Origin of the sequence: Streptosporangium canum, assembly GCF_900113865.1 — a bacterium.
Lineage (GTDB): Bacteria > Actinomycetota > Actinomycetes > Streptosporangiales > Streptosporangiaceae > Streptosporangium > Streptosporangium canum.
In genome coordinates, this window is record NZ_FOQY01000004.1 from 369,401 (window position 1) to 395,985 (window position 26,585).

10 protein-coding genes are annotated in these 26,585 nt (G+C 71.8%); 5 read left to right on the plus strand and 5 right to left on the minus strand.

Annotated elements, in window-relative coordinates; genetic code table 11:
- Window positions 1-14: 14 nt before the first annotated feature.
- The 5 genes from BM085_RS08315 to BM085_RS08335 are packed head-to-tail and all read right to left on the minus strand — an operon-like array spanning window position 15 to window position 5,910.
- Window positions 15-1,064: a LacI family DNA-binding transcriptional regulator gene (locus tag BM085_RS08315; protein WP_093886414.1), complete on the minus strand. Its 1,050-nt coding sequence runs from the start codon at window positions 1,062-1,064 to the stop codon at window positions 15-17.
- Window positions 1,054-2,670 (minus strand): glycoside hydrolase family 13 protein, encoded by a 1,617-nt coding sequence (locus BM085_RS08320; protein WP_093886415.1) that lies wholly within the window; start codon window positions 2,668-2,670, stop codon window positions 1,054-1,056. The genes BM085_RS08315 and BM085_RS08320 overlap by 11 nt, the downstream gene beginning before the upstream one ends.
- Window positions 2,671-2,719: 49 nt before the next feature.
- Window positions 2,720-3,598 (minus strand): sugar ABC transporter permease, encoded by an 879-nt coding sequence (locus tag BM085_RS08325; RefSeq protein ID WP_086578543.1) that lies wholly within the window; start codon window positions 3,596-3,598, stop codon window positions 2,720-2,722.
- On the minus strand, window positions 3,595-4,608 hold the full coding sequence (locus tag BM085_RS08330) for a carbohydrate ABC transporter permease (RefSeq protein WP_093886416.1): 1,014 nt from the start codon (window positions 4,606-4,608) through the stop codon (window positions 3,595-3,597). Before BM085_RS08330 ends, BM085_RS08325 begins: the two co-directional genes overlap by 4 nt.
- Window positions 4,609-4,611: 3 nt before the next feature.
- Entirely contained in the window at window positions 4,612-5,910 is a 1,299-nt protein-coding gene (locus BM085_RS08335; protein ID WP_245789199.1) for an extracellular solute-binding protein, read from the minus strand.
- A gap of 366 nt (window positions 5,911-6,276) precedes the next feature.
- Here BM085_RS08335 and pulA point away from each other — a divergent pair, with 366 nt between their 5' ends.
- The 5 genes from pulA to BM085_RS08370 all read left to right on the plus strand — a co-directional run bounded on the left by pulA (window position 6,277) and on the right by BM085_RS08370 (window position 26,581).
- Entirely contained in the window at window positions 6,277-12,102 is a 5,826-nt protein-coding gene (gene pulA / locus BM085_RS45195) for a pullulanase-type alpha-1,6-glucosidase (RefSeq protein WP_218158648.1), read from the plus strand.
- Window positions 12,103-12,180: 78 nt separating this feature from the next.
- Window positions 12,181-13,905, plus strand: a complete 1,725-nt coding sequence (locus BM085_RS08355) for a carbohydrate-binding module family 20 domain-containing protein (protein ID WP_093886418.1) — start codon at window positions 12,181-12,183, stop codon at window positions 13,903-13,905.
- 160 nt (window positions 13,906-14,065) lie between these two features.
- Window positions 14,066-16,108, plus strand: a complete 2,043-nt coding sequence (locus BM085_RS08360; RefSeq protein ID WP_245789200.1) for an alpha-amylase family glycosyl hydrolase — start codon at window positions 14,066-14,068, stop codon at window positions 16,106-16,108.
- Window positions 16,109-16,329: 221 nt separating this feature from the next.
- Window positions 16,330-21,183 carry a non-ribosomal peptide synthetase gene (locus BM085_RS08365; RefSeq protein WP_177245002.1) on the plus strand — a complete coding sequence of 1,618 codons (4,854 nt, stop codon included), beginning with the start codon at window positions 16,330-16,332 and terminating at the stop codon, window positions 21,181-21,183.
- 64 nt (window positions 21,184-21,247) lie between these two features.
- Window positions 21,248-26,581 (plus strand): non-ribosomal peptide synthetase/MFS transporter, encoded by a 5,334-nt coding sequence (locus tag BM085_RS08370; protein ID WP_093886420.1) that lies wholly within the window; start codon window positions 21,248-21,250, stop codon window positions 26,579-26,581.
- The last annotated feature ends 4 nt before the right edge of the window (window positions 26,582-26,585 follow it).

The following is a 26,585-nucleotide window of genomic DNA, read 5'->3' on the forward strand; positions in this document are numbered from 1 at the left end:
GGGAGGGGAAGGGGTCAGCGGAGGATCTTCGGGCCCGAGCCCGTCGAGCCCCGCACGATGAACTCCGGCTGGAAGATGAGCTCGGAATGCTGCATGGGCGCGCCGGAGACGGCCTCCAGCAGGGTGTGCACCGCGGCGGTCACCATCGACTGGACGGGCTGGCGCACGGTGGTCAGCGGCGGGTCGGTGAAGGCGATCAGCGGCGAGTCGTCGAACCCCACCACCGACACGTCCGCCGGAACCGACAACCCCCGATCCCGGCACGCCCGGATCGCCCCCAGCGCCATCAGATCCGAGGCGCACACGATGCCCGTACAGCCCCGCTCCAGCAACTGCGCCGCCGCCGCCTGACCCCCCTCCACCGAGAACAGCGAATGCGAGATCAACTCGTCCACCTCGCCCGCCCCCAGCAGCTGCGCCATCGCCTGCCGGTAACCCTCGATCTTGCGGATCACCGGCACGAACCGGCCCGGCCCGACGGCCAGGCCGATCCGCTCGTGCCCGAGATCCACCAGATGCTGTACGGCCAGCCGCGCGGCGGCCCGGTCGTCCGGGGAGATGAACGGCGCCGGGACGTCGCCGGCGTGCCCGTTGAGCAGGACGATCGGCACGCCCTGCCCGATGAGCTGGGTGTAGCGGTCGGAGCGCGCGGTGATGTCGGCGTGCAGCCCGGAGACGAAGATGATGCCGCTGACCCCGCGCTCCACGAGCAGCTCGGTGAACTCGTCCTCCACCGCCCCGCCGGGGAGCTGGGTGCACAGCAGCGGGGTGTAGCCGTGCTGGGTCAGCGCCTTCTCGAAGGCCTGGGCGAACGCCGGGAAGATCGGGTTGTCCAGCTCCGGGGTGACCAGGCCGATCAGCCCGTTGCTGCGCTGACGCAACCGCTGCGGCCGCTCGTAACCCATCAGGTCCAGCGCGGCCAGGACGGCCTGCCGGGTGACGGCGGAGACGCCGGGCTTGCCGTTGAGCACCCTGCTGACCGTGGCCTCACTCACCCCCGCCTGCGCGGCGATGTCGGCCAGCCTGGCCGCGCCGTTGCCCGGCGGTCCGCCGCTATACGCCATCGCGTTCCCACCAGACCGCGGAGTCGGGCGCGAGCCGTACCGCGTCGCCGTCGACGACCGGTTCCTCGCTGGCCAGCAGGACCCGTCCGGGCGCGGGCAGCTCGACCGGCTCGCCGGTCAGGTTGAGCGTGCAGGCGAAGCCGTCGCCCCGGGTGAAGGCCAGCGTGCCCTCGGGTGAGTCCAGCCAGGTCAGCGGCGCGTCGTCGAAGGAACGGCGGGCCCGCCTGATCTCCAGCGCCGTCCGGTAGAGGCGCAGCGTGGAGAGCGGGTCGCGGAGCTGGGACTGGACGCTGAGCGGGCCCCAGGAGGCGGGCATGGGCAGCCATGACTCCTCGATGCCCGGCAGGCTGAAGCCGAAGTGCGGCTCGACGTCGGCCCACGGGATGGGGACCCGGCAGCCGTCGCGGCCGTCGTCGGGGTTGCGCAGCCGCTGCGGGTCGCGCAGGAACTCCTCCGGCAGGTCGAGGACCTCCGGCAGGCCGAGCTCCTCGCCCTGGTAGAGGTAGGTGGAGCCGGGCAGGGAGAGCGTCAGCAGGGCCGCGGCGCGGGATCGGCGCAGACCGGTCTCGCCGCCGCCGTAGCGGGTCAGGTGCCGCTTGACGTCGTGGTTGGACAGCACCCAGGTGGTGGGCGCGCCGACCAGTCCGGCCGTGGCGAGCGACTCCTGGATCACCGTGCGGAACCTGGCCGCGTCCCACGGGGTGTTCAGGAAGTGGAAGTTGAACGCCTGGTGCAGCTCGTCGGGGCGGACGTAGTTGGCCAGCCGCTGCGGGGACGGCGCCCACGCCTCGGCGACGCCGATCCGCTCGCCCGGGTAGGAGTCGAGCAGCCTGCGCCAGCCGCGGTGGATCTCGTGCACGCCGTCCTGGTCGAAGAACGGGACCACGTCGGCGCCGATCATCCGGACCTGGTCGGGGTGGCCGACGTCGGGCAGGCCGTCGGCCTTGACCATGCCGTGCGCCACGTCGACGCGGAAGCCGTCCACGCCCAGGTCAAGCCAGAAGCGCAGGACCGATTCGAACTCCGCGTGAACCTCGGGGTTGTCCCAGTTCAGGTCGGGCTGTTCGGGGGCGAACAGGCGCAGGTACCACTCGCCGTCGGGCAGCCGGGTCCAGGCGGGGCCGCCGAAGACCGACTCCCAGTCGTTCGGCGGCAGTTCCCCGCTCTCCCCCTTGCCCTGGCGGAAGATGTACCGCTCCCGCTCGGGGCTGCCGGGCCCGGCGGCCAGGGCCTGCTGGAACCACACGTGCCGGTCGGAGGTGTGGTTGGGCACGACGTCGACGATCACCCGCAGGCCGTGCCGGTGCGCGTCGTCGATCAGGGCCTTGGCGTCGCCCAGCGACCCGAAGATCGGGTCGACGTCCCGGTAGTCCGCCACGTCGTAGCCGAAGTCGGCCATCGGCGAGGTGTAGAACGGGGTCAGCCAGACGGCGTCGACCCCCAGATCGGCCAGATACCGCAGTCGGCTCCGCACGCCCAGCAGGTCGCCGATCCCGTCGCCGTTGCCGTCGGCGAAGCTGCGCACGTAGACCTGGTAGATCACCGCGTCGCGCCACCACCGGGTGGCGGTCGCGCTGGCATGGTCCGCGTGGACGAGCTCGGTCATATTGGTCCCCCGATCAAGTGACATGTCAGGACGTGATAGCACGATGGTGTTACGACTTGGTGGCGCCGGCGGTGAGCCCGGCGACCAGGTGGCGCTGGACGAGCAGGAAGACGACCGCGGCGGGCAGCGCGATCAGCACGGCCGAGGCGGTCAGCAGGCCCCAGTCGGACCAGTGCTGGCCGACGAACTGCTGCAGGCCCGCCGCGAGGGTGCGCGTCTCCTCGCCCGTCATGAAGACCGAGGCGTAGGCGACCTCGCCCCAGGCGGTCATGAAGGAGTAGAACGCGGTGACCGCGATGCTGGGCCGGGCCAGCGGCAGGATGACCCGCCAGAAGGTGCCGAACGGGGTCAGCCCGTCGATCATGCCGGCCTGGTCGATCTCGCGCGGGATGGAGTCGAAGTAGCCCTTCATCATCCACGCGCAGAACGGGACCGCCACGGTCATGTAGGCGATGACCAGGCCCGGGATCTGGTTGAGCAGCCCGAGACCCGCCATCAGGTTGTAGAGCGGCACGATCAGGATCGCCACCGGGAACATCTGGGTGATCAGCAGCATCCACATGACGCCGCGGTAGCCGGGGAACCGGAAGCGGCTGATCGCGTACCCGGTCGTCGAGGCCAGGAACACGCCGATGACCGTGGTCAGCCCCGCGATGATCACGGAGTTGAGCAGCCAGTTCGGGAACTGCGTCTCGGTCAGCACCCGGGTGTAGTTGTCCAGCGACGAGTTGTCGAAGAACTTCAGCTCGCTGGAGAGCCAGCCGTCGCGTGGCTTGAGCGAGGTCAGGACCAGCCACACGATGGGGAACAGCGCGATGAGGGAGGCGACGATGAGCGTGCCGTGCAGCAGGATCGAGCTGCCGATGCCGCGCTCCTCGCGGCTGCGGGCGCGCCGGCGCCTCGCGGGACCTGCGGTGGCGGTGCTCACCAGACCTCCCCTTGCTTGCGCAGCGCGCGACGGTAGACCAGGGCCATCACGACGAGGAGCAGGAGGATGATCACTCCCCATGCCGCCGAGCCCGAGTAGTTGCGGATGCCGGTGAAGGCCTCGCGGTAGGCGTAGGTCACCAGGATCTCCGTGGAGCTGCCCGGGCCTCCGCCGGTGATCAGGAAGATCAGCGGGAACATGTTGAACGTCCAGATCGTGCCCAGCAGGACGACGGTGCTGGAGACGATGCGCAGACCGGGGACGGTGATGTGGCGGAAGCGCTGCCACGGCGTGGCGCCGTCCACCTCGGCCGCCTCGTAGAGCTCACCGGGGATCGACTGGAGCCCGCCGAGCATGGCCACCATCATGAACGGCACGCCCACCCAGACGTTGACCGCGATGACCGCGAGCTTCGCCGTGGTCGGGTCGTCGAGCCAGCCGACCGCGCCCAGGCCCGCCGCCTTCAGCATCGCGTTGATGACGCCGTAGTCGCTGTTGTAGAGGTAGCGCCAGATGAACGCGGCGACGAAGGACGGGATCGCCCACGGCAGGATCAGCATCAGCCGGTAGACCGAGCGCAAGCGCATCTTCCGGTTGAGCAGCAGGGCCAGGCCGAGGCCGAGGCCGTAGTGGAGCCCGACGCAGGCGACGGTCCAGACGACCGTCCAGATCAGCTTGTCCCAGAACAGGCCGCTGGTGAGGATGTCGACGTAGTTGTCGAGCCCGGTGAACCCGTAGGTTGAGGGGATCACGTTGACGCCGATCGTCCGGCCCATCGTGGCCTCGGTGGCGTCGGTCAGGGACAGGTAGACCCCCCGGACCAGCGGCCAGCCGATCAGCGCGGCGGTGACCACGACGACCGGGGCGACCATGGCCCAGGCGTACCAGTGCTGCGACATCGACCGCCGGACCGGGCCGGCCTTCTTGGGGCGGCCCCGGCCGCGGGCGCCGTCGGCGCCCGCGGCCCGGTCCCTGGCCGTGCCGGTCACACGCCCAGTGGAAGTCGCCACGGATCAGCTCCAGTCCTTGAAGATGCCGCGGTACTTCTCGTCCACCGTCTTGACCAGGTCCTCGGGCGAGGTCTTGCCGCCGACCAGGGACTGGTAACCCTCCAGGAGCGGCTGGAAGAGCTGGCCGCCCTCGGGAATCCACGGACGCGCGACCGCGGTGTCGATGATCGGCTTGAAGGTGGCGACGTCCTTGTTGCCCTGGACGTCGGGGTTGTCGTAGGCGGAGGCGCGGGTCGGCAGGAGGCTGATCTCCTTGGCGACCTTGGCCTGGGCCTCGGGGGTGCTCATGAAGCGGACGAACTCGTAGGAGGCGTCGAGGTTCTTGGAACCGGCGTAGATGGCGTAGTTCCAGCCGCCGGTGGGAGCGCCGGCCTTGACCGACCCCGCGGGGACGGGGGCGATGCCGAGGTTCTCCTTGTCCTTGAACTCCTTGCCCTGGTAGACCTCCGACAGCGCCCAGGGGCCGTTGTAGATCATCGCGGCCTTGCCGTCCTTGAGGGCGGTCATGGCGTTGGCGTAGCTGTCCTGGATCGCGGGCTTGGGCGCGGCGCCGGACTTGATCAGGTCGTCGACCGCCGCCATGGCCTTGACGTTGGCCGGGGAGTTGACGGCGATCTTCTTGTTCTGGACGTCGAGGAGGTCGCCGCCCTCGCCGTACATGAAGGGCAGCAGGAAGTAGGCGTCGACGTTGAGCGCGATGCCGTTGACGCCGGTCTTCTCCTTGACGTCGAGCGCGGCCTTCTTCAACTCCTCGACCGTGGTGGGCGCCTTGTCCCAGCCGGCCTCCTTGAGCAGCTTCTTGTTGTACAGCAGCGCCAGGGTGTCGGTGACCTGCGGTACCGCGTAGGCCTTGCCGTTGTACTTGGTGCTGCTCAGCGGGCTGGGCAGGAAGTCGGCCTCGTTCTCCACGGCGCGCGTGCCGTCCAGCGGCTGGAGGTAGCCGAGGGAGGCGAACTGGGAGGTCCAGGCGACCTCGGAGCGGATCACGTCCGGCGCCCCGGAGCCGGCCTGCGCCGCGGTCTGGAACTTGTTCTGCGCCTGGTCCGAGGGGACGTTGACGTACTTGACCTTGATATTGGGGTACTTCGCCTGGAACTCGTTGATGAGCGCCTGGAACGTCGGGCCCTCACTGTCCGGCCGGACGGTGTCCCACCAGGTGATCTCGCCGCTGATCTTCGACGGATCGGCCGCGGCGGACTGGGCGGGGGCCGCCGCCGAGCCACTGTCGCCGCCACCACAGGCGGAGACCGCCAGGGCGAGTGCCGCGACGATCGTCGCAGCCGGGAAGGCTCGCCGCATCATTTCTCCTCATAGCTCAGGGGACCGGTCCGGAGGGGGGAAGCCATCGGGCCGGGTTTGGAGTACGCCGGACGTTACGCCGACGTGAACCGCATTGGAAGAAGTTTCTGCAAGAGTCTGCAAAGTTGTTACATACTCCGCCAAGGGGACAGGAGGCGACAACCCCTCCATTGCCGGTGTCACTGAAGATACTTGCAGCTCAGACGGCACATCCGTCCCCGCGAGGGACTTCCGGCCGGGACGTTCCCCCTCTCTGACATCTCCCGAAATCATCACGATTCAGAAAATTTCGGCAAGGGATTGCATAGATCATGTCCAGTGAGTAACTTCCGGGCAACACCCTCGAAACAACTCAGCGGAGGCCCCCCGGTGGTCTGGCCACTCCTCCCACGACGCGCGAGAGCGACCCTCCTGTCGGGTGCCGTCCTCACCGCGGCCCTGATCATCCCCCTCACCGCACCCCTCTCCCCCGCCGCGGCGGCACGGCCACCGGCCCCGCCCGCCGGAGCCGTGGCGGCGCCCCAGCCGTCCGCCGCCCCCGTGATCTCCGAACTGAGCCGTACGGCGGCGCCCGCGGACCGCGACCTCGCCCGGGACGCGCTCCGCGCCGACCTGAGCCGCGAGCGCTTCTACTTCGCGATGACCGACCGGTTCGCCAACGGCGACACCGGCAACGACCGGGGCGGGCTGTCCGGCGACCGGAACGCCACCGGCTACGACCCCACGCACAAGGGCTTCTACCAGGGCGGCGACCTCAAGGGGCTGCTCGGGAAGCTCGACTACGTCAAGAACCTCGGCAGCACCGCGATCTGGATCACCCCGGCGTTCCGGAACCGCCCCGTCCAGGGCACGGGCGCGAACGCCTCGGCCGGCTACCACGGCTACTGGATCACCGACTTCACCCGGATCGACCCGCACCTGGGCACGAACGCCCAGATGAAACAGCTCGTACGCGAGGCGCACCGGCGCGGGATGAAGGTCTTCTTCGACATCATCACCAACCACACCGCCGACGTGATCGACTACCGGGAGAAGACCTCCTCCTACCGGTCGAAGGGGGCCTACCCCTACGTGGACGTCGACGGCAGGCCGTTCGACGACCGGCGATACGCCGGCGGGGACACCTTCCCCAAGGTCGGCACCGGCTCCTTCCCCTACACGCCGGTCGCGCCCGAGAACGCCAAGACCCCGTCCTGGCTGAACGACCCGACGATGTACCACAACCGGGGCGACTCCACCTTCAGCGGCGAGAACGACCAGTACGGCGACTTCTTCGGACTCGACGACCTGTGGACCGAACGGCCCGAGGTCGTCAGGGGCATGACCGACATCTACACGACCTGGGTGCGCGACACCGGTCTCGACGGCTTCCGCATCGACACCGCCAAGCACGTCGACATGGAGTTCTGGGAGAGGTTCTCCCCCGCCCTGCGCGGCTACGCGGCCGGACTCGGCAACAAGCGGTTCTTCATGTTCGGCGAGGTCTACTCCAGCGACCCTGCCTTCACCAGCCGCTACTCCACCCGCGGCGGGATGGACGCCACCCTGGACTTCCCGTTCCAGGAGGCCGCCCGCTCCTTCAGCGGCGGTACGGCCGGAGCCGCCAGGCTGGCCCGGCTCTTCGCCGGAGACGACCACCACACCGACGCCGACGGCAACGCGGCGTCGCTGCCGACCTTCCTCGGCAACCACGACATGGGCCGCATCGGCAGGTTCGTCGCCCAGGACAACCCCGGCGCCGCCGACTCCGAACTCCTGCGCAGGGACCTGCTCGCCCACGAGCTGATGTATCTCACCCGGGGCCAGCCTGTTGTCTACTACGGCGACGAGCAGGGCTTCACCGGCAAGGGAGGCGACCAGGACGCCCGCGCCTCCATGTTCGCCTCCCGGACCGGCAGCTACCTGAGCGACGACCTGATCGGCACCGACGCCACCCACGCCCAGGACAACTTCGTCCCCGGCCACCCGCTCTACCAGGGCATCTCCGCCCTGGCCAGGCTCCGTGACGCCCACCCGGCCCTGGCCGACGGCGCCCAGATCGAGCGCCTCGCCGAGGGCGGCGTCTACGCCTTCTCCAGGATCGACGCCAGGGCGCAGGTCGAATACGTCGTCGCGGTCAACAACGCCGAGCAGCCGGCGGCCGTGAACGTGCCGACCTTCTCGGCGGGCGCGGCCTTCACCAAGGTGTACGGCGAGGCCGCCGCGGCGCTCACGACGGGTGCGGACACCAGGCTGGCGGTGACCGTGCCGGCCCTGTCGTCGGTGGTCTACCGGGCCTCGGCACGGCTCGCCGCCCCGGCGGCGGCCCCGGCGGTCTCGATCGCCCTGCCCGGCGCCGAGATCAGGGGGACCGCCGAGGACGGCCGGATCCCCGTCACCGCGACCGTGCCGGGGACCGGCTTCGATCAGGTGACCTTCGCCGCCAAGGTGGGCGGCGGCTCCTGGCGGGTGCTCGGCACCGACGACGCGCCCAACGCCGTGCCGGGCGCGAGCCGTACCTTCCGCGTCTTCCACGACCTGCGCGACATCCCGGCGGGCACGGAGATCGCCTACAAGGCGGTCGTGAAGGACTCCGCCGGCAGGTTCGCCTCGGCGACCGCGACGGCCGCCGTCGGCCCCGAGCCCGCCCCGGAGGAGCCCGGCGCGGTCAAGCGCGACTGGCTGGTCGTGCACTACCAGCGCGAGGACGCGGACGGCTGGGGCCTGCACGTCTGGGGCGACGTCGACAAGCCGACCGAGTGGGGCAGCCCGCTCCCGCTGACCGGCGAGGACTCCTACGGCAGGTTCGCCTGGATCAAGCTGAAGCCCGGCGCCTCCAACGTCGGGATCATCGTCCACAAGGGCGACGAGAAGGACGGCGGCGACCGCGTCGTCAACCCGGCCAGGACCGGCGAGGTCTGGCTGGCGTCGGGCGACCCCGCCACCCACGCCTCCCGCGCGGCGGCCCAGGGCTACGCGACCGTCCACTACCGCCGCCCCGACGGGAACTACCAGGGCTGGGGCCTGCACCTGTGGGGCGACGGGCTCGCCGACGGAGTGCCCACCGAATGGGCCGCGCCGCGCCCGCCGGACGGCACCGACACCTACGGCGCGTTCTGGAAGCTCCCGCTGAAGAACGCCTCCGCCCCGGTGAACCACATCATCCACAAGGGTGACACCAAGGACCCCGGCCCCGACCAGACGTTCACCCCCGCCCTCCAGCCGGACGCCTACGTCGGCTCGGGCGTGGCGGAGGTCCATCCGACCCGGGCCGCGGCCGAGAACGTCGCGATACTGCATTACCACCGGCCGGACGGGAATTACCAGGGCTGGGGACTACACCTGTGGGGTGACGTGGCCACTCCCACCGAGTGGGCCACCCCGCTCCAGCCGGCGGGTGAGGACGGATTCGGAGTCCACTTCCGCGTCCCCCTGACCGATGGGGCGAAGAACGTGAGCTACATCATCCACAAGGGTGACGAGAAGGACCTGCCGGACAACCAGGCACTGGACCTCACCGCCGCGGGCCACGAGGTCTGGCGGGTGGCGGCCACCGAGGGCCACCTGCTGCCCCAGCCCCCGGCCCGCGGCGCGGACGCCGACCTGAGCAAGTCGGCGGCCCACTGGATCGACCGGGACACCGTCGCCTGGAAGGTCGAGCCGTCCGCCTCGCTCCACCACTCCCTGGCCTTCTCGGAGAAGGGCGACATCGCCTACGCCAAGGGGGACCTCACCGGCGACCTGCGGATCATCCGGCTGATCCCCGGCGCGCTCACCGACGCGCAGAGGGCCAAGTGGCCGCACCTGGCCGGCCACACCGCGCTGAAGGTGGACCCGCGCGACGCCGGCCTGATCGGCAAGGCGCTGCGCGGCCAGGTCGTGGCCGTCGAGCGGGACGCCTCGGGTGTCCTGCTCACCGCCACCGGCGTGCAGATCCCCGGCGTGCTCGACGACGTCTACGCCAAGGCGGCCGGCGCCGAGCTCGGCCCGGTCTGGCGCGGGACCCCCAGGCTGTCGGTCTGGGCGCCGACCGCCCGGAAGGTCGAGCTGGCGCTCCACCGCGACGCCGCGGGCGGCGGCCGTACCGTCCACGAGATGCGGCGCGACGACGAGACCGGCGTCTGGTCGGTGCGGGGCCTGCCCTCCTGGAAGGGGCGCTACTACACCTTCCTGGTCACGGTCTACTCCCCCGCGGCGGGCAAGGTCGTCACCAACGAGGTGACCGACCCCTACAGCCTGTCGCTGGCCGCCGACTCGGTCCGCAGCCAGGTGGTGGACCTGTCCGACCGGTCCCTGGCGCCCGGCGGCTGGTCCTCCCTGGCCAAGCCCGAGGCCGTGCCCCAGGACCGGGCGTCGGTCTACGAGCTGCACGTGCGTGACTTCTCCGCCTCCGACGCCTCGGTCCCGGCGGACCGGCGGGGCACCTACGCGGCGTTCGCCGGGGACGGCGCCGGGATGAAGGAGCTGCGCAAGCTCGCCGAGGACGGCCTGACCCACGTGCACCTGCTGCCGGTCTTCGACATCGCGACCGTCCCTGAGAGGAAGTCCGACCGCGCCGAGCCGGACTGCGACCTGGCCTCGATGCCCGCCGACTCCGACCAGCAGCAGGCCTGCGTCGCGAAGGTCGCCGCCAAGGACGCCTTCAACTGGGGATACGACCCGCGGCACTACACCGTGCCCGAGGGCTCCTACGCGTCCGACCCGGACGGCTCCGGCCGGATCAAGGAGTTCCGGGGCATGGTGGCGGGGCTGAACGGGGCCGGGCTGCGGGTGGTCATGGACGTGGTCTACAACCACACCCACGCCGCCGGCCAGGAGCCCACCTCGGTGCTCGACCGCATCGTGCCCGGCTACTACCACCGGCTGCTCGACGACGGCGCCGTGGCCGCCTCCACCTGCTGCGCCAACACCGCGCCGGAGCACGCGATGATGGGCAAGCTCGTCGTCGACTCCGTCGTCACCTGGGCCCGCGACTACAAGGTGGACGGCTTCCGGTTCGACCTGATGGGTCACCACCCGAAGGCGAACATGCTCGCGGTCCGCAAGGCCCTGGACGGGCTGACCCTCGCCAAGGACGGCGTGGACGGCAAGTCGATCATCATGTACGGCGAGGGCTGGAACTTCGGCGAGGTGGCCGACGACGCCCGCTTCGAGCAGGCCACCCAGCTCAACATGGCGGGCACCGGGATCGGCACCTTCAGCGACCGCCTGCGTGACGCGGTGCGCGGCGGCAGCCCCTTCGACGCCGACCCCCGGGTCCAGGGCTTCGGCTCGGGCCTGGCCGGCGCGCCCAACGGATCGCCGGCCAACGGCACGGCCGAGCAGCAGCGGGCCCGCCTCCTGGGCTACCAGGACCTGATCAAGGTGGGGCTCACCGGCAACCTGCGCGACTACACCTTCACCGCCTCCGGCGGCAGGCAGGTCAAGGGCTCGGAGGTCGACTACAACGGCTCCCCGGCCGGCTACACCGCCTCGCCCGGCGAGGTCGTGACCTACGTGGACGCCCACGACAACGAGACGCTGTTCGACGCCCTGGCCTACAAGCTGCCGCAGGCGACCACAATGGCCGACCGGGTGCGGATGCAGTCGCTCTCCCTGGCCACGGCCGTGCTGGCGCAGGGCACCTCCTTCGTCCACGCGGGCAGCGAGCGGCTGCGCTCGAAGTCGCTCGACCGCAACTCCTTCGACTCCGGCGACTGGTTCAACCGGCTGCTGTGGGACTGCTCGCAGGGCAACGGCTTCGGCGCGGGCCTGCCGCCCAGGGCCGACAACGAGGACAAGTGGGCCTACGCCAGGCCGCTGCTCGCCGACCCGGCGCTCCGGCCCGACTGCGCCTCGATCGGCTCCGCGCGGGCCAGGTACGGCGAGCTGCTGAAGATCCGATCCTCCTCGCCCGCCTTCGCGCTCGGCTCCCTGGCCGAGGTGCAGAAGCGGCTGACCTTCCCGACCAGCGGCGCCGCGGAGACCCCGGGTGTCGTCACCATGCACCTGGACGCCTCGGGCATCGACCCGCGCTGGAAGTCGATCACCGTCGTCTTCAACGCGACCCCCGAGGCGCAGCCGCAGACCGTGGCCGCGCTGAAGGACGCCCAGGTGACGCTCCACCCCGTCCAGACGGCCGGCGACGACGCCGTCGTGAAGCAGTCGACCTTCGATCCCACCACCGGCACGCTGACGGTCCCGGCCCGCACGGTGGCCGTCTTCGTGCGGTCCTGACCGGAGAAGAGCTCGGGCCGGGTGTTGCAGCACCCGGCCCGATCAAGGGAACCCGTCCACAACCCTGGAGGCCCCCGCATGAGATCCTACAAAGTCATTGTCACCACGGTGTTGAGCGCCCTGGCAGGCGCCGTCGTGGTGGTGCCCGCGGCGCTCAGCACCCCCGCCCAGGCGGCGCCGCCCACGCCCGGCCCGATCGTCAAGCTGTGGAACTGGAACTGGAACTCGGTCGCGCGCGAGTGCACCGACGTGCTCGGCCCCGCCGGGTACGGCGCGGTCCAGGTCTCCCCGCCCAGCGACTCGATGAGCAAGGGCGGCTCGGTCTGGTGGGACATCTACCAGCCCGCCCGCTACACCCTGACCAGCAAGTTCGGCGACGAGAACGCGTTTCGGAACATGGTGAACGCCTGTCACGCCGCGGGTGTCAAGGTCCACGCCGACGCGGTCGTCAACCACATGACCGGCCAGGGCAGCAGAAGCTACGGCGGCTACGACTTCGGCAAGTACAACTACCCCGGGCTCTACTCCTCCTGGGACTTCCACTCCCCCACCTGCGGGATCAACAACGGCGACTACGTCAACGACGGCTGGCGGGTGCAGAACTGCGAGCTGGTCGGCCTGTCCGACCTCAACACCGGCTCCGACTACGTCCGCGACCAGATCGCCGGCTACCTCAACAAGCTGACCGACCTCGGCGTGGACGGCTTCCGCATCGACGCCGCCAAGCACATCAACCCCGGCGACCTGGCGGCGATCAAGTCCAAGCTGAGGGGCTCGCCGTACATCCACCAGGAGGTCATCCAGGGCGACAACGAGGCGGTCACACCGAGCCAGTACACCGGCATCGGCGACGTGCACGAGTTCGTGTACGGCCGCAAGATGAAGGAGCAGTTCACCGGTCAGATCAAGTGGCTTTCGACCTTCGGCCAGAGCTGGGGCCTGTCGGTGCCCAGCGACAAGGCCGTGGTCTTCGTCGACAACCACGACACCGAGCGCAACGGCTCCACCCTCAACTACAAGTACGGCGCCGCCTACAAGCTGGCCAACGTCTTCATGCTGGCGTGGCCGTACGGCACGCCGCGCGTCTACTCCGGCTTCACCTGGAACAACAGCGAGGGCGGCCCCCCGTCGGCCAACGGCGGCTTCGTCACCGACGCCGACTGCGGCAACGGGCGGTGGACCTGCTTCCACCGCCAGATGAGCGGGATGGTCGGCTTCAACCGGGCCGTCGCGGGCACCCCGGTCGGCAACTGGTACGACAACGGCAACAACGTGATCGCCTTCAGCCGCGGCGGCAAGGGCTGGGTCGCGATCAACAACGAGGGCGGCTCCGTCACCCGGACCTTCAGCACCGGCCTGCCCGCCGGGACCTACGCCGACGACCTGGGCGGCGGCTCGGTGACGGTCGGCTCGAACGGCACCGCCTCGGTGACCGTCCCCGCCAAGGGCGCGGTCGCCATCCACACCGGTGGCGGCCCCGGCCCCAGCCCGACCCCGACGGTCAACCCGGGCGAGGTCGCCGCCTCCTTCAACGCGAACGTGACGACCTACTACGGCCAGAACGTCTTCGTCGTCGGCGACGTCGAGGAGCTGGGCGGCTGGGACCCCGCCAAGGCCGTGGCGCTGTCGTCGGCGAGCTATCCGGTCTGGAAGGCCACGGTGAGCCTGCCGGCCGGCACGGCGGTCTCCTACAAGTACGTCAAGAAGAACCCCGACGGCTCGGTGACCTGGGAGAGCGACCCTAACCGCTCCTTCACCACCCCGTCCGGCGGCGCCGTGACGCGCGACGACACCTGGCGCTGACCATCCGGCCGGGCCGCGGCCCGATCGGCCGTCCCGGGCTCCCGTAGAGCCCGGGACCACCCCCTCGCGGTCCCGGACTCCGGTGGAGTCCGGGGCCCCTCGCGGTCCCGTGCTCCGGTGAGCCCGGGACCGCCCCACCGCTCCGCACGGAGGAGACCCCATGCGCTCATCCCCCCGACGCGCTCTCCGGCTGCTCATCGTCACGGTCGTCGGCCTGGCCGGCGTCGCCGTCCCGCCGCTGGGCGGCGACCCGCGCGAGGACTCCATCTACTTCGTGATGACCGCCCGCTTCAACGACGGCGACACCTCCAACAACCGGGGCGGCGGCCGGCACACCGTCTCGGGCAACGCCAGGAACAACGACCCGATGTTCCGCGGCGACTTCAAGGGCCTGATCGACAAGCTCGACTACATCAAGGGCCTCGGCTTCTCCGCGCTGTGGATCACCCCGGTCGTGCTCAACCGCTCCGACTACGACTTCCACGGCTACCACGGCTGGGACTTCCACCGCGTCGACACGCGGCTGGAGACCCCCGGCGCGACCTACCAGGACCTGATCGACAAGGCGCACGCCAAGGGCATCAAGATCTTCCAGGACGTGGTCTACAACCACAGCTCCCGCTGGGGAGCCAAGGGGCTGTACGTCCCCCCGGTGTGGGGCGCGCGTGACGAGCAGTGGAAGTGGCTCTACAGCGAGAAGGTCCCGGGCAAGGAGTACGACCCGATGGAGGAGCACCAGGGCGACGACCCGGAGATGACGGCCAGGCAGAACGAGATGGCCAAGGGCAGGCCGTACAACGGCGACCTGTGGTCCACCGCGGCCCCGGCGGGCAACACCTGCAGGGACTACGGCACGCCCACCCAGTGGAAGAGCCCCGAGGGCTTCACCATCCACAACTGCCAGTGGCCCAGCCCCACCTCGGGCATGTTCCCCGCGCAGTCCTATCACCAGTGCTGGATCGGCAACTGGGAGGGCTCGGACTCCAAGAGCTGCTGGCTCCACGACGACCTGGCCGACCTCAACACCGAGAACAAGGCGGTGCAGGACTACCTGATCGACGCCTACAACAAGTACATCGACATGGGCGTCGACGGCTTCCGCGTGGACACCGCCGTGCACGTATCGCGGCTGATGTGGAACCGCCGCTTCCTGCCGGCCCTGCGGCAGCACGCCGTGGCCGCGCACGGGGACAAGGGCAAGGACTTCTACGTCTTCGGCGAGGTCGGGGCGTTCGTCAACGACAAGTGGAACCGCGGCTCGGTCAACCACTCCGCGCAGTTCTACACCTGGAAGGAGCGCAGGGAGTTCAGCCCCGACGACGCCAGGGCGGTCGTCGAGCAGTTCGACTACGAGAACCTGATGGGCACCGGCAACCAGCCCACCACCGACAACGCCTTCCTGCGCGGCAACGCCTACCACGCGCCCGACCGCTCGAAGTTCTCCGGCATGAACGTCATCGACATGCGCATGCACATGAACTTCGGCGACGCGCCCAACGCCTTCAACAACGGCAAGGACTCCGACGACAGCTACAACGACGCCACCTACAACACCGTCTACGTCGACTCCCACGACTACGGCCCCAACAAGTCCAACGAGCGCTACACCGGCGGGACCGACGCGTGGGCGGAGAACATGTCGTTGATGTGGACCTTCCGCGGCATCCCGACGCTCTACTACGGCTCGGAGATCGAGTTCCAGAAGGGGCAGCGGATCGACTGCGGGCCCACCTGCCCGCTGGCGACCACCGGCCGCGCCTACTACGGCGACCACCTCGCGGGCAGCGTCACCGCCTCCGGCTTCGGCGTCGTCTCCGCGGCCACCGGCGCGGTGGCGCAGACGCTGGACAAGCCGCTGGTCAAGCACGTGCAGCGGCTCAACCAGATCCGCCGGGCCATCCCGGCACTGCAGAAGGGGCAGTACTCGACCGAGGGCGTCACGGGCCAGATGGCCTACAAGCGCCGCTTCACCCAGGGGGCGGTGGACAGCTTCGTGCTGGTCTCGGTCTCCGGGGGCGCCACCTTCACCGGCGTCCCGAACGGCACCTACGTCGACGCGGTCACCGGTGACAGCAAGGCCGTGACCGGCGGGACGCTCACGATCACCGGCGGCGGCAAGGGCAACATGCGGGCCTACGTCCTGTCACTGCCCGGCAACCCGGCGCCCGGCAAGGTCGGTACGGCGGGGCCGTACCTGAGGTAGGTCATGGTTCGCCGGCCGCGACGGCGGCCGGCGAACTCCCGGGGGCCGCGTCCGCAGCACGGCACACGGGGCCGCCGAATCCCATCCATGGGTAATTTGTCCTAACCAATACCGTTAAGGTAACAAAACGATCTTTGCCCTACCTTGCCAGAACGCCCTTTGTCACCCTTGCCGTCGTACGGCCTATGCCCCCTTTTCCGTACGCCAAGAGGAGATCAGAGGTGGCTGGCAAACTTGCCCTGCTCGAACCTGTCCACAAGGCCTTCGAGCAGCAGGCGCGGCGGACCCCGCAGCGCACGGCGATCATCGCGGGGACGACCCGCACGACCTACACCGCCCTCAACGCCCAGGCCAACCGGATAGCACACGAACTCGCCTCCCGGGGAGTAAGGCGAGGATCGACCGTCGGCGTGTGCCTGAACCGCGACGAGACGCTGATCGCGGCGCTGCTGGGCGTCTGGAAGACCGGCGCCGCCTACGTGCCGCTTGACCCGGCCTATCCGGCCGACCGCCTGGAGTTCATCGTCGAGGACGCCGGAGTGTCACACGTGGTGACCTCCACGGCGCTGGCGGCGCGGCTGCCGGGGCGCGACCTCATCCTGGTGGACACGGTCGGTGACCGTCCGCAGGATGATCCGGACCTGCCGAGCGACCCGGCCGACCTGGCCTACGTCATGTACACCTCCGGCTCGACCGGCCGCCCCAAGGGCGTCGTGATCGAACACCGCAACGTGATGACGCTGCTGCGCTGGGACGCCGACCACTTCACCGCCGAGGAACTGGCCGGGTTCCTCGCCTCGACCTCGGTCTGCTTCGATCCGTCCGTCCCCCAGCTCTACCTCCCCCTGCTGCTGGGCGGCACGGTGATCATGGCGGAGAACCCCCTCGCACTGCACACCCTGCCCGCCAGGGACGAGGTCACGATGATCAGCGCGGCGGCCTCGGCGCTGACCGCGCTGCTGCGGGAACCGCTGCCCCCGGGGGTACGCACGGTGCTGTCCAGCGGCGAACCGGTGAGCCGGGCGCTGGCCGACCGCGTCTTCGCCAACCCCGGCGTGCGGCGCATGATGAACCTGTACGGACCGACCGAGTGCACCGTGCACTGCTGCGCTCACGAGATCGCCAGGGACCAGACGGGCGAGCCGCCGATCGGCACGCCGTACGCCTGGTCGGAGCTGTCGGTGCGCGGCGCCGGCGGCGAGGCGCTCGGCGACGGCGAGCTCGGCGAGCTGTGGGTGGCCGGTCCGCTGGTCGGCCGAGGCTACCTGAACCGGCCCGAGCTGACCGCCGAGCGGTTCGTGACCGACGCCGGAGGCGTGCGCCACTACCGCACCGGCGACCTGGTCCGCAGAGAGGGCGGAGTCCACTTCTACGAGGGGCGGATCGACGACCAGGTGAAGGTCGCGGGCTTCCGCGTCGAGCTGGGCGAGGTGCAGGGCAGGCTGGTACGCCACCCGCTGGTGAACCACGCCGTCGTGCTCGCCCCCATCGACGAGGAGGGCACCCGGCGGCTGGTCGCCTACGTCGAACCGGCCGGTCCCGGCCTCGACGACGGGCGGTTGCGGTCCTGGCTGCGCGACTGGCTGCCCGACTACATGATCCCCTCCAGGATCGTGTTCCTCGACGCCATCCCCGTGGGCCCCACGGGGAAGGCCGACCGCTCCCGGCTTCCCGCGGTGACCTTCTCCTCCGCCCCGGACTCCCCCACCCCGGCCTCCGCCGCCACCGTGGACGCGGCCCGGAAGGAGTACGTCGCCCCCCGCGACGAGACCGAGCGGCGGCTCGCCGCCATCACCGCCGAGGTGCTCGGCGCCGAACGGATCGGCGTCCACGACCACTTCCTCGACCTGGGCGGGCACTCCCTGGCCGCCGCCAAGATCTGCGCCAGGGTCGAGCACGCGCTCGGGGTCCACGTCCCGCTGACGACGTTCCTGGCACGGCCCACGGTCGCGGAGCTGGCGTCGTACGTCGCCGAGGCCGCCCCGGCCGCCGTGACGCCGCTGGTCCGCCATGCCGGGCGGATCCGCTACCCGCTGACCGGGGACCAGCGCGGCATGCTCCTGCTGCGCGAGGTCAGCCACAACCCCGGCGCCACCGCCATCGCCTTCCGGCTCGGGCTGCGCGGCCTCACCTCTGCGGAGCCGCTGCGGGCCGCGTTGGACGCGATCGTGCGCCGCCACGAGGCGCTGCGCGCCGTCGCCGTGGACAACGCGACCGTCGAGATCGGGCCGCCGGTGGCGGTGCCGCTGGACGAGCACCGCCCGGCTTCGGCGGAGGAGGCCGACGCGCTGCGGCGGGCCGCGGTCGCCCATGACTTCGACATCACCCGGGTGTCGCCGCTGCTGCGGGCCACCCTGTTGTGGTCGGGACCGGACAGCGCGGAGCTGGTGCTCCTCACCGACCACACCGCGTTCGACGGCTGGTCGCTGGGGATCGTCATGCGGGAGCTCCTCGACGGGCTCACCCACTCCGGCGGCGTCCCGGAACCGCCGCTCCAGCTCGGCGACGTCGCGCTGCGCGAGCAGGCGACCGCCGGAGACGCCGAGGCGTTGCGGGCCTTCTGGGCCGAGGAGCTCGCCGGGGCGGTCCCGCCGTACGAGCTGCTGCCCCGCCCGGACGACGGCCCCAGCCGCCTGCGCGGCGAGCGCCTGGTGCGCCCGATCGACCCGGCGACGGTCGCGCGGGTCGGCGAACTCGCGGCCGACTGCGGCGCCACCCCGTTCGCGGTCTACCTGACCGTGCTCGGCATGCTGGTCGCCGGGCTGACCGACCGGCGGGACGTCGTCCTCGGCGCCGCCGTGGCCGATCGCGCCGAGCCCGGCCTGGAGGCCGTGGTCGGCGTGCTGGTCGACGTGCTGCCGGTGCGGCTGCGCCTGGAGGACGGGCTGTCGCTGCGCGCGGCCGTACGGCACGCGGGAGCCGTGACCGCCCGCGTGATGGACCACCGCGCGCTGTCCGCGTGGGAGCGGGCCGAGGCCAGTGGCGTCGAGCGCCCGCCCGGCGCGGTGCTGACCCCTGTCACGCTCTCGATCCAGCCGTCGGAGGTCCCCCTCTCCCTGGAGCGCGAGGGCGTGGGCGTGGACCTGATCGGCGAGCTGGACGCGGGCAGCGCCCAGGCGCCGCTGATCGTTTACGTCAACGCCACGGCGGCCGGGCCCGAGCTCCAGGTCGAGTACGACGTGGAGTATCTGGACCGGGCCGGGGCCGAGGTCCTCACCGACCGGCTGGTCCGCCTGCTGGTGGACGCGCCGGCCCACCCCGACCGGCCGCTGTCGGCGTTCGAGGTGGTCGGCGCCGAGGAGCGGGCGGCGCTGCTGGCCGCGGGAACCGGCGTGCCGCTGCCCGCCGACGTGCCGCGGACCGTGGTGGAGGCGGTGCTGGAGCAGGCGGTACGGCGCCCGCACGCCCCGGCGGTCGTCGACGCCGGCGGCGTCCTCACCTACGGCGAGCTGGCCGGCTGGTCGCGACGGGTGGCCGCGGCGCTCGGCCCGGCGGCCGCGGGCGCCTGCGTGGGCGTGTGCCTGCCCCGCGACCGGTACCTCCCCGCGGCGCTGCTGGGCGTGCTGCTCGCCGGTGCCGCCTACGTTCCGCTCGACCCCGGCCACCCGCTCCAGCGGCTCCGCCACCAGGTCGACGACGCCGGCATCAAGGTGATCATCGCGGCGGGCGAGGGGCTGGCGGTGGCCGGGAAGCTGGGCGACACCGTCGTCGATCTGGCCGGACTGCCCTCGGCGGAAGCCGTACAGGACGGGACGGATCCCGATGATCCCTCCCGGGTGGAACCCCGCGACCTCGCCTACGTCCTCTACACCTCCGGCTCCACCGGCAGGCCCAAGGGCGTCGAGGTCACCCACGCCAACCTCGCCGCGTTCGTCGCCTCGATGACGATCGCCCCGGGGATCAGGCCCGACGACGTGATGCTCGGCCTGACCCCGTTCTCGTTCGACGTGTTCGGCTTCGACCTGTGGGTGAGCCTCTGCCACGGCCTGCGGCTGGAGCTGCTGGGCCGTGACGACGCGCTTGACGGGCGGGCCGTCGCGCGGCGGATCGAGGAGGCGGGGGTCACGCTGATGACCGCGACCCCGACGACGCTGCGCATGCTGGTCGCCTCCGGCTGGCGCGGCGGGGACGTGCGCGTGGTCAGCATCGGCGAGGTGCTCGACCCCGCCCTCGCCGGCGACCTGCTGGAGCGGGTCGCCGAACTGTGGAACGCCTACGGCCCCACCGAGACCACGATCTACTCCACCATGCTCCAGGTCACGGCCCCGGTCGGCGACCAGGTGCCGATCGGCACGCCACTGGCCGGGGAGCGGGCCTACGTGCTCGACCGGGCGGGCCGCGTGCTGCCCGCCGGAAGGCCCGGCGAGCTGTGGGTCGGCGGCGCCGGCGTGGCCAGGGGCTACCGGGGCCGGCCGGAGCTGACCGCCGCGGCCTTCACCGAGGACCCGCTGGGCGGGCGCCGCTACCGTACCGGCGACCTGGCCCGCTGGCGGCCCGACGGCACGCTCGACTTCCTCGGCCGCCGGGATCAGCAGGTGAAGGTCCGCGGCCACCGGATCGAGCTGGGCGAGATCGAGACCGTGCTCCGCGAGAACGTCGCCGACGCGGCCGTGACCGTGTACGGAGGCGACCACCTGGTCGGCTACCTCGTCGCGCCGCCGGGGACCGGCACCGATGAGCTGGAGCGGCGTCTGAGCTCCCGGCTCCCCGACTACATGGTCCCCCGCCGCTGGGTGCTCCTGGACGCCCTGCCCGTCACGGCCTCCGGCAAGGTGGACCGCACCGCTCTGCCCGAACCCGGCGGTGCGGCCTCGCGGGTGTCGCCGAGCACCGAGGCCGAACTGCTGGTCGCCGAGGTGTGGGCCGCCGTGCTGGGCCGCTCCGACCTCGGCGCGCACGACGACTTCTTCGCGCTCGGCGGTCACTCCGTGGCCGTCGCCCTCGTGACGGCCCGGCTGAGCGCCGCCCTGGACCTGCGGGTGCCCGTGCGCCTGCTGTTCGAACGGCGGAGGCTGGCCGACTACGCCGCGCGACTTGAGGCCCTGCTGCTGGCCGACCTGGAGGCGGACTCATGACCGAGCTTGTCGAGACCATCAGCAGACACCGCACCTTGGTCGCGGAACCGGCGAAGGAGATCTCATGACCGTCAGCGACGAGCGCCGGAGCGCCCTCGCGGCCCGGCTGTCGACCGCGCGCCGCACCGCCGCCCAGGCCGCCCCGGCGATCCCCGTCAGGGAGGCGGCCGGCGGCCCCGCTCCGCTGTCACCCGCCCAGGCACGGCTGTGGTTCCTCGCCCAACTCGACGACCGGGCCGCCTACAACGTGCCCGCCGCCGTACGGCTGCGCGGCCCGCTGGACACCGCCGCGCTGCTGGGCGCCGTACGCGACCTCGCGGACCGGCACGAGGTGTTGCGCAGCCTGGTCACCGACGAGGGCGCCACCCCGGTCGACGCCGACCGGGTCCCGATCACGGTCGAGGACCTCGACGACCACGATCTGCTGGAGGCGCGGCTGCAGGAGGAGCTCGCCCGCCCGTTCGCGCTGGACTCCGAGCCGCCCGCCCGCGCCCTGCTGCTCCGCCTCACCGGCGCCGACGAGCACGTCCTGGCGCTGACCGTGCACCACATCGCCTTCGACGCCTGGTCGCGGAACCTGGCGCTGGCCGAGCTGGCCGCCCTGTACGCGGCACGGCTCGGCATGGCCGAGCCGCCCGCACCGCCGAAGGTGCAGTACGCCGACTACGCGGCGTGGCTGGCCGGGCGGCCGGAGGGCGACCTCGCCTGGTGGGCCGGACGGCTGGCCGGGCTCGAACCGGTCCTGGACCTGCCCGTGGACCGGGCCCGGCCGTCGATCGCCGACTGGTCGGGCGCCGCCGTCCCGGTACGGCTGGCGCCTGCGCTGACCGCCCGGATCCGCGGGGTCGCCGCCGAGACCGGCTGCACCCCGTTCATGGTGCTGCTGGCCGCCTGGCAGGAGCTGCTGGGCCGGATCTCCGGCACCGACGACGTGCCGGTCGGCGTGCCCGAGGCGGGACGGCTCCACCCCGACACCGCGCACATGCTCGGCTGCTTCGTCAACACGCTCGTCCTGCGCGGTGACAGGTCCGGCGAGCCGACCGGCCGCGAGCTGCTGGCCCGGACCAACGGCGCCGTGCTGGACGCCCTCACCCACCGCGACGTGCCCTTCGAGCGGATCGTGGAGCACCTGCACCCCGAGCGCAGCCTCGCCACCACGCCGATCTTCCAGGCGCTGCTCAACGTCCTGGACGACCGCCCCCGGGCGCTGGACTTCCCCGGCCTGGTCGTGGAGCACGCGCCACCCGCGCCGCGCACCACCAAGTACGACCTCAATCTCGCCTTCGTCAACGAGGGCGAGGAGTACGACGGCGAGCTCACCTACCGCACCGACCTGTTCGACGAGCCGACCGTGCGGCGCATGGCCGGCTGGTACCTGAACCTGCTGGAGGGCATGCTCGCCGACCTGGACGCGCCCGCGGCGGCCGTACCGCTGGAGCCGGTGACCGGGCCCGTCGCCGCGGGCGCGCGGATACCGATGGACCTGACCCGGCCGCTGCACGCGGTGGTCGGCGACCGGGCGCGGCGCACGCCGGAGGCGATCGCCGCGGTGGACGCCTCCGGATCGCTCACCTACGGCGAGGTGGACCGGCTGGCCAACCGCCTGGCCCGCCACCTGGTCGCGGCCGGGGTAGGGCCGGACGTGCCGGTCGGCGTGCTGGTCGACCGGCACGCCGGGCTGGTCCCCGCGCTCCTCGGCGTGCTGCGGGCGGGCGGCGCCTACATGCCGATGGAGCCCGTCTACCCCGACGACCGCCTCGCCTACATGGTGGAGACGGCCGGCGCGCGGGTCGTGCTGGCCGATCGCGAGCACGCCGGCCGGGTCCCCGGCGCACTGGTCCTGCCCGACCTTTTGGCCGCCGGGCCCGACGAGCCCCTGGAGGTCGACGTCACCCCCGGCCACCTCGTGCACGTGATCTTCACCTCCGGCTCCACCGGGCGGCCCAAGGGCGCCGCGATCGAGCACCGGTCGGCGCTGCACTACCTGTACGGCCTGACCGAACTGGTGCCCGACGCCTACGAGTCCTACGGCCTGGTCTCCACGATCGCCTCCGACCTGGTCATGACCTGCCTGTACGGCGCGCTCATCCGGGGCGCCTCGGTCCATCTGGTGGACCAGGAGGCCGCCACCGACCCGGTGGCGTACGCCGCCTATCTCGCGACGCATCCCGTCGATGTGATCAAGATGGTGCCCAGCCATCTGGAGCTGCTGGCCGCCCACGGCGACCTGGCCCGGATGCTGCCGCGCCGGCTGCTGATCCTCGCCGGTGAGGCGACGTCGTGGGAGCTGGCCGAGCGGATCCGCGTGGCCCGCCCCGACCTGGAGGTGCAGATCCACTGCGGGCCGACGGAGACGACGGTCTCGGTGCTCGGCGGCCGGGTTCCCGACCCGCCGTCGGGGGCGGGGTCGGTCCCGCTGGGCCGTCCGCTGCCCGGCGTCGACTGCTACGTGGTCGACCCCGCGGGCCGTCCGCTGCCCGCCGGGGTGCCGGGCGACCTCTGGGTGGCCAGTCCCAGTCTGGCCCGCGGCTATCTGAACCGCCCCGACCTGACCGCCGAGCGGTTCGTCCCCGACCCGGTGACCGGAACCGCCCGCTGTTACCGCACCGGCGACCGGGTCCGGCTCAACTCCGCCGGGCTGGTGGAGTTCCTCGGCCGGGTCGACGACCAGGTCAAGATCAGGGGCTTCCGGGTGGAGCTGGGCGAGGTGAAGGCCGCGCTGCAGGAGCAGCCCGGGGTCCGGGAGGCCGCGGTGCTGCCGGTCGGCGAGGGACGCTCCCGGCGGCTGGCCGCCTGGATCGCACCCGCCTCGGTGGACCTCGCCGTGATCCGGGCGGGGCTGCGCGAGCGGTTGCCCGACTACATGGTCCCGTCCGCGATCGTCGTCCTCGACGAGCTGCCGCTCACCCCGCTGGGCAAGGTCGACCGGGCCCGCCTGCCGATCCCCGAGGCGGCGCCCGCCGCGGAGCGGGTCGCGCCGAGCACGCCGACCGAGGTGCGGATCGCCGCGGTGTGGGCGGACGTCCTGGGCGTGGCGGACGTCGGCGTCGACGACGACTTCTTCACGCTGGGCGGCGACTCCTTCCGGGCGGTGCGGGCGGTCCGGGAGATCGACCCGGCGCTGCGGGTGATCGACCTGTTCACCCGGCCCACGGTCCGTGAGCTGGCCGCCCACCTCGACGGCGGCGCCGAGGCCCCGGCCGGGCTGCTGCACCGGCTGGCCGGTCCGCGCACGGCGAGCCGTACCGTCGTCTGCCTGCCCTACGGCGGCGGCTCGGCCGCCGCCTACCAGCCGCTCGCCACCGCGCTGGCCCGCACCTCCCCCACCACGGCGGTGCTCGCCGTCGAGCTGCCGGGGCACGACCCGGCGCGGCCCGACGAGGCCATGCTGCCGATGCCGGAGCTGGCCGACCGGATCGTGGCCGAGCTGGCCGGGATCTCCGGCCCGATCGTGCTGTACGGCCACTGCGTCGGCTCGGCCGCCGCGACCGAGCTGGCGCTGCGGCTGGAGGCGTCCGGGACTCCGGTCGCCGGCGTCTTCGTCGGCGGCAGTTTCCCCGACGCTCGACTGCCCGGACGGCTGTCGGCCTGGTGGAACCGGAGGTTCCCCGCCCACCGCTGGGCCTCCGACCGCACCCAGCGCGACTTCCTGCGCACGCTGGGCGCCCTGGACGAGGACTTCGGCGACACCGAGATCATGCTGCGCGGCCTGCGGCACGACGTTGAGGAGGCGCAGGTCTGGTTCAGCCGCCACCTCGACGCCCCCGCCGGCGAGGAGCGCAGGCTCAAGGCGCCGCTGCTGTGCGTGATCGGCGAGCGGGACCGCGCGACCGAGCTCTACCAGGAGCGCTACCGGGAGTGGGGGGCGTTCGCCGACCGGGTGGGGCTGGCCACGATCCCCCGGGCCGGCCACTACTTCATCAAGCACCAGGCCGAGCCCCTGGCCCGGCACATCTCCGAGCACCTGGACCGCTGGGCCGGCGGCGACCTGCCCGAGCCGGTCGGGGAGGTCGAGGTCGCGGGCCGGAGCGCCCGCCGGGACCTGCGCCGCTTCTACACCGTCGCGGCCGGGCAGACCGTGTCGCTGCTCGGTGCCGCGCTGACCTCCTTCGCGCTGGGCGTGTGGGCCTACCAGGAGAGCGGCCGGGTGCTGGACTACGCCCTGGTCAGCATGCTCGCGCTGCTGCCGTCGCTGCTGGCGGCGCCGCTGGGCGGCGCGGTCGCCGACCGGGTGGACCGCAGGCGGGTCATGCTGGTGTGCGACGGCGTCTCAGCCGCGGCCACCGCGATCCTGGTGATCCTGCTGTGGCTGGGGCGGCTGGAGGTCTGGCAGGTCGGGATCATCGCCGGGTTGCTGTCGCTGGTGACGGCCTTCCACCGGCCCGCCTACCTGGCGGCGGTGGCGCAGCTGGTCCCTAAGCCGTACCTCATGCAGGCCAACGCGGTGGCGAACCTCGGTACCGGTCTGGGCATGCTCATCGGCCCGCTGGGCGGCGCCGCGCTCATCGCGCTGGTCGGGCTGCACGGCGTGGTGGCCGTGAACATCGTCACGTTCCTCGCCGGGCTCGGCACGCTGCTGCTGGTCCGCTTCCCCGACCGGCTGTTCCACCGCCTGGAGGAGTCCTTCGGGCAGGCCATCATCGGCGGCTGGCGCTTCCTCGTACGGCGCCGCCCCCTGATGATCATGATCGGGTTCTTCGTCGTGATGAACTACCTGAACATGCTCGCCCTGGCCGTGACCGTGCCCGCGGTGCTGTCGTTCGGCGACGTCGCGGGCGTGGGCGCGGTGACCGCGATGCAGGGCGTGGGCGCGGTGCTCGGCTCGCTGGTCATGGTGTTCTGGGGCGGCACCGAGCGTCGCGCGATCGGCATGGTCGGCTTCGTGATCGGTTTCGGGGCCGGGGTGCTGTTGGTCGGGCTGCGGCCCTCGCTGGCGCTGGCGGCCTTCGGCGGGCTGATGTCGTGGGTGTTCCTCACCGTGCTGAACGCGCACTGGCTGGCGCTCATCCAGCTCAAGGTCGGCCTGGAGCTGCAGGGCCGGGTGCTGGCCACCAACCAGATGCTGGCGGTGTCGATGACGCCGGTGGCGTTCCTCACCGCGCCGTCGCTGGCCGACGACGTCTTCGGCCCGCTGCTCGTCCCGGGTGGCCCTCTCGCGGACACGGTCGTCGGTGACATCGTCGGAGTGGGGCCGGGGCGCGGCGTCGGGCTGCTGCTGGTCGTCTGCGGTGCGCTGCTGATGCTCTGGGGCGCGCTGGGGCTGTGGTACCGGCCGCTGCGGCGCATGGAGGACGCGCTGCCCGACGCGGTCGCGGGCGCCGAGATCGCCGATGACCTGGACGCGGTCCAGGTCGAGGCGGACGCCGTCCTGCTGGAGGGTGCCGGCCGGAGAGGGTAAGGGG

What these genes read in the sequence shown, in the direction of transcription:
- BM085_RS08315 (WP_093886414.1), bottom strand. Translation starts at nt 1,064, where the DNA reads ATGGCGTATAGCGGCGGACCGCCGGGCAACGGCGCGGCCAGGCTGGCC.
- BM085_RS08320 (WP_093886415.1), bottom strand. Translation starts at nt 2,670, where the DNA reads ATGACCGAGCTCGTCCACGCGGACCATGCCAGCGCGACCGCCACCCGG.
- BM085_RS08335 (WP_245789199.1), bottom strand. Translation starts at nt 5,910, where the DNA reads ATGATGCGGCGAGCCTTCCCGGCTGCGACGATCGTCGCGGCACTCGCC.
- BM085_RS08355 (WP_093886418.1), top strand. Translation starts at nt 12,181, where the DNA reads ATGAGATCCTACAAAGTCATTGTCACCACGGTGTTGAGCGCCCTGGCA.
- BM085_RS08360 (WP_245789200.1), top strand. Translation starts at nt 14,066, where the DNA reads ATGCGCTCATCCCCCCGACGCGCTCTCCGGCTGCTCATCGTCACGGTC.
- BM085_RS08370 (WP_093886420.1), top strand. Translation starts at nt 21,248, where the DNA reads ATGACCGTCAGCGACGAGCGCCGGAGCGCCCTCGCGGCCCGGCTGTCG.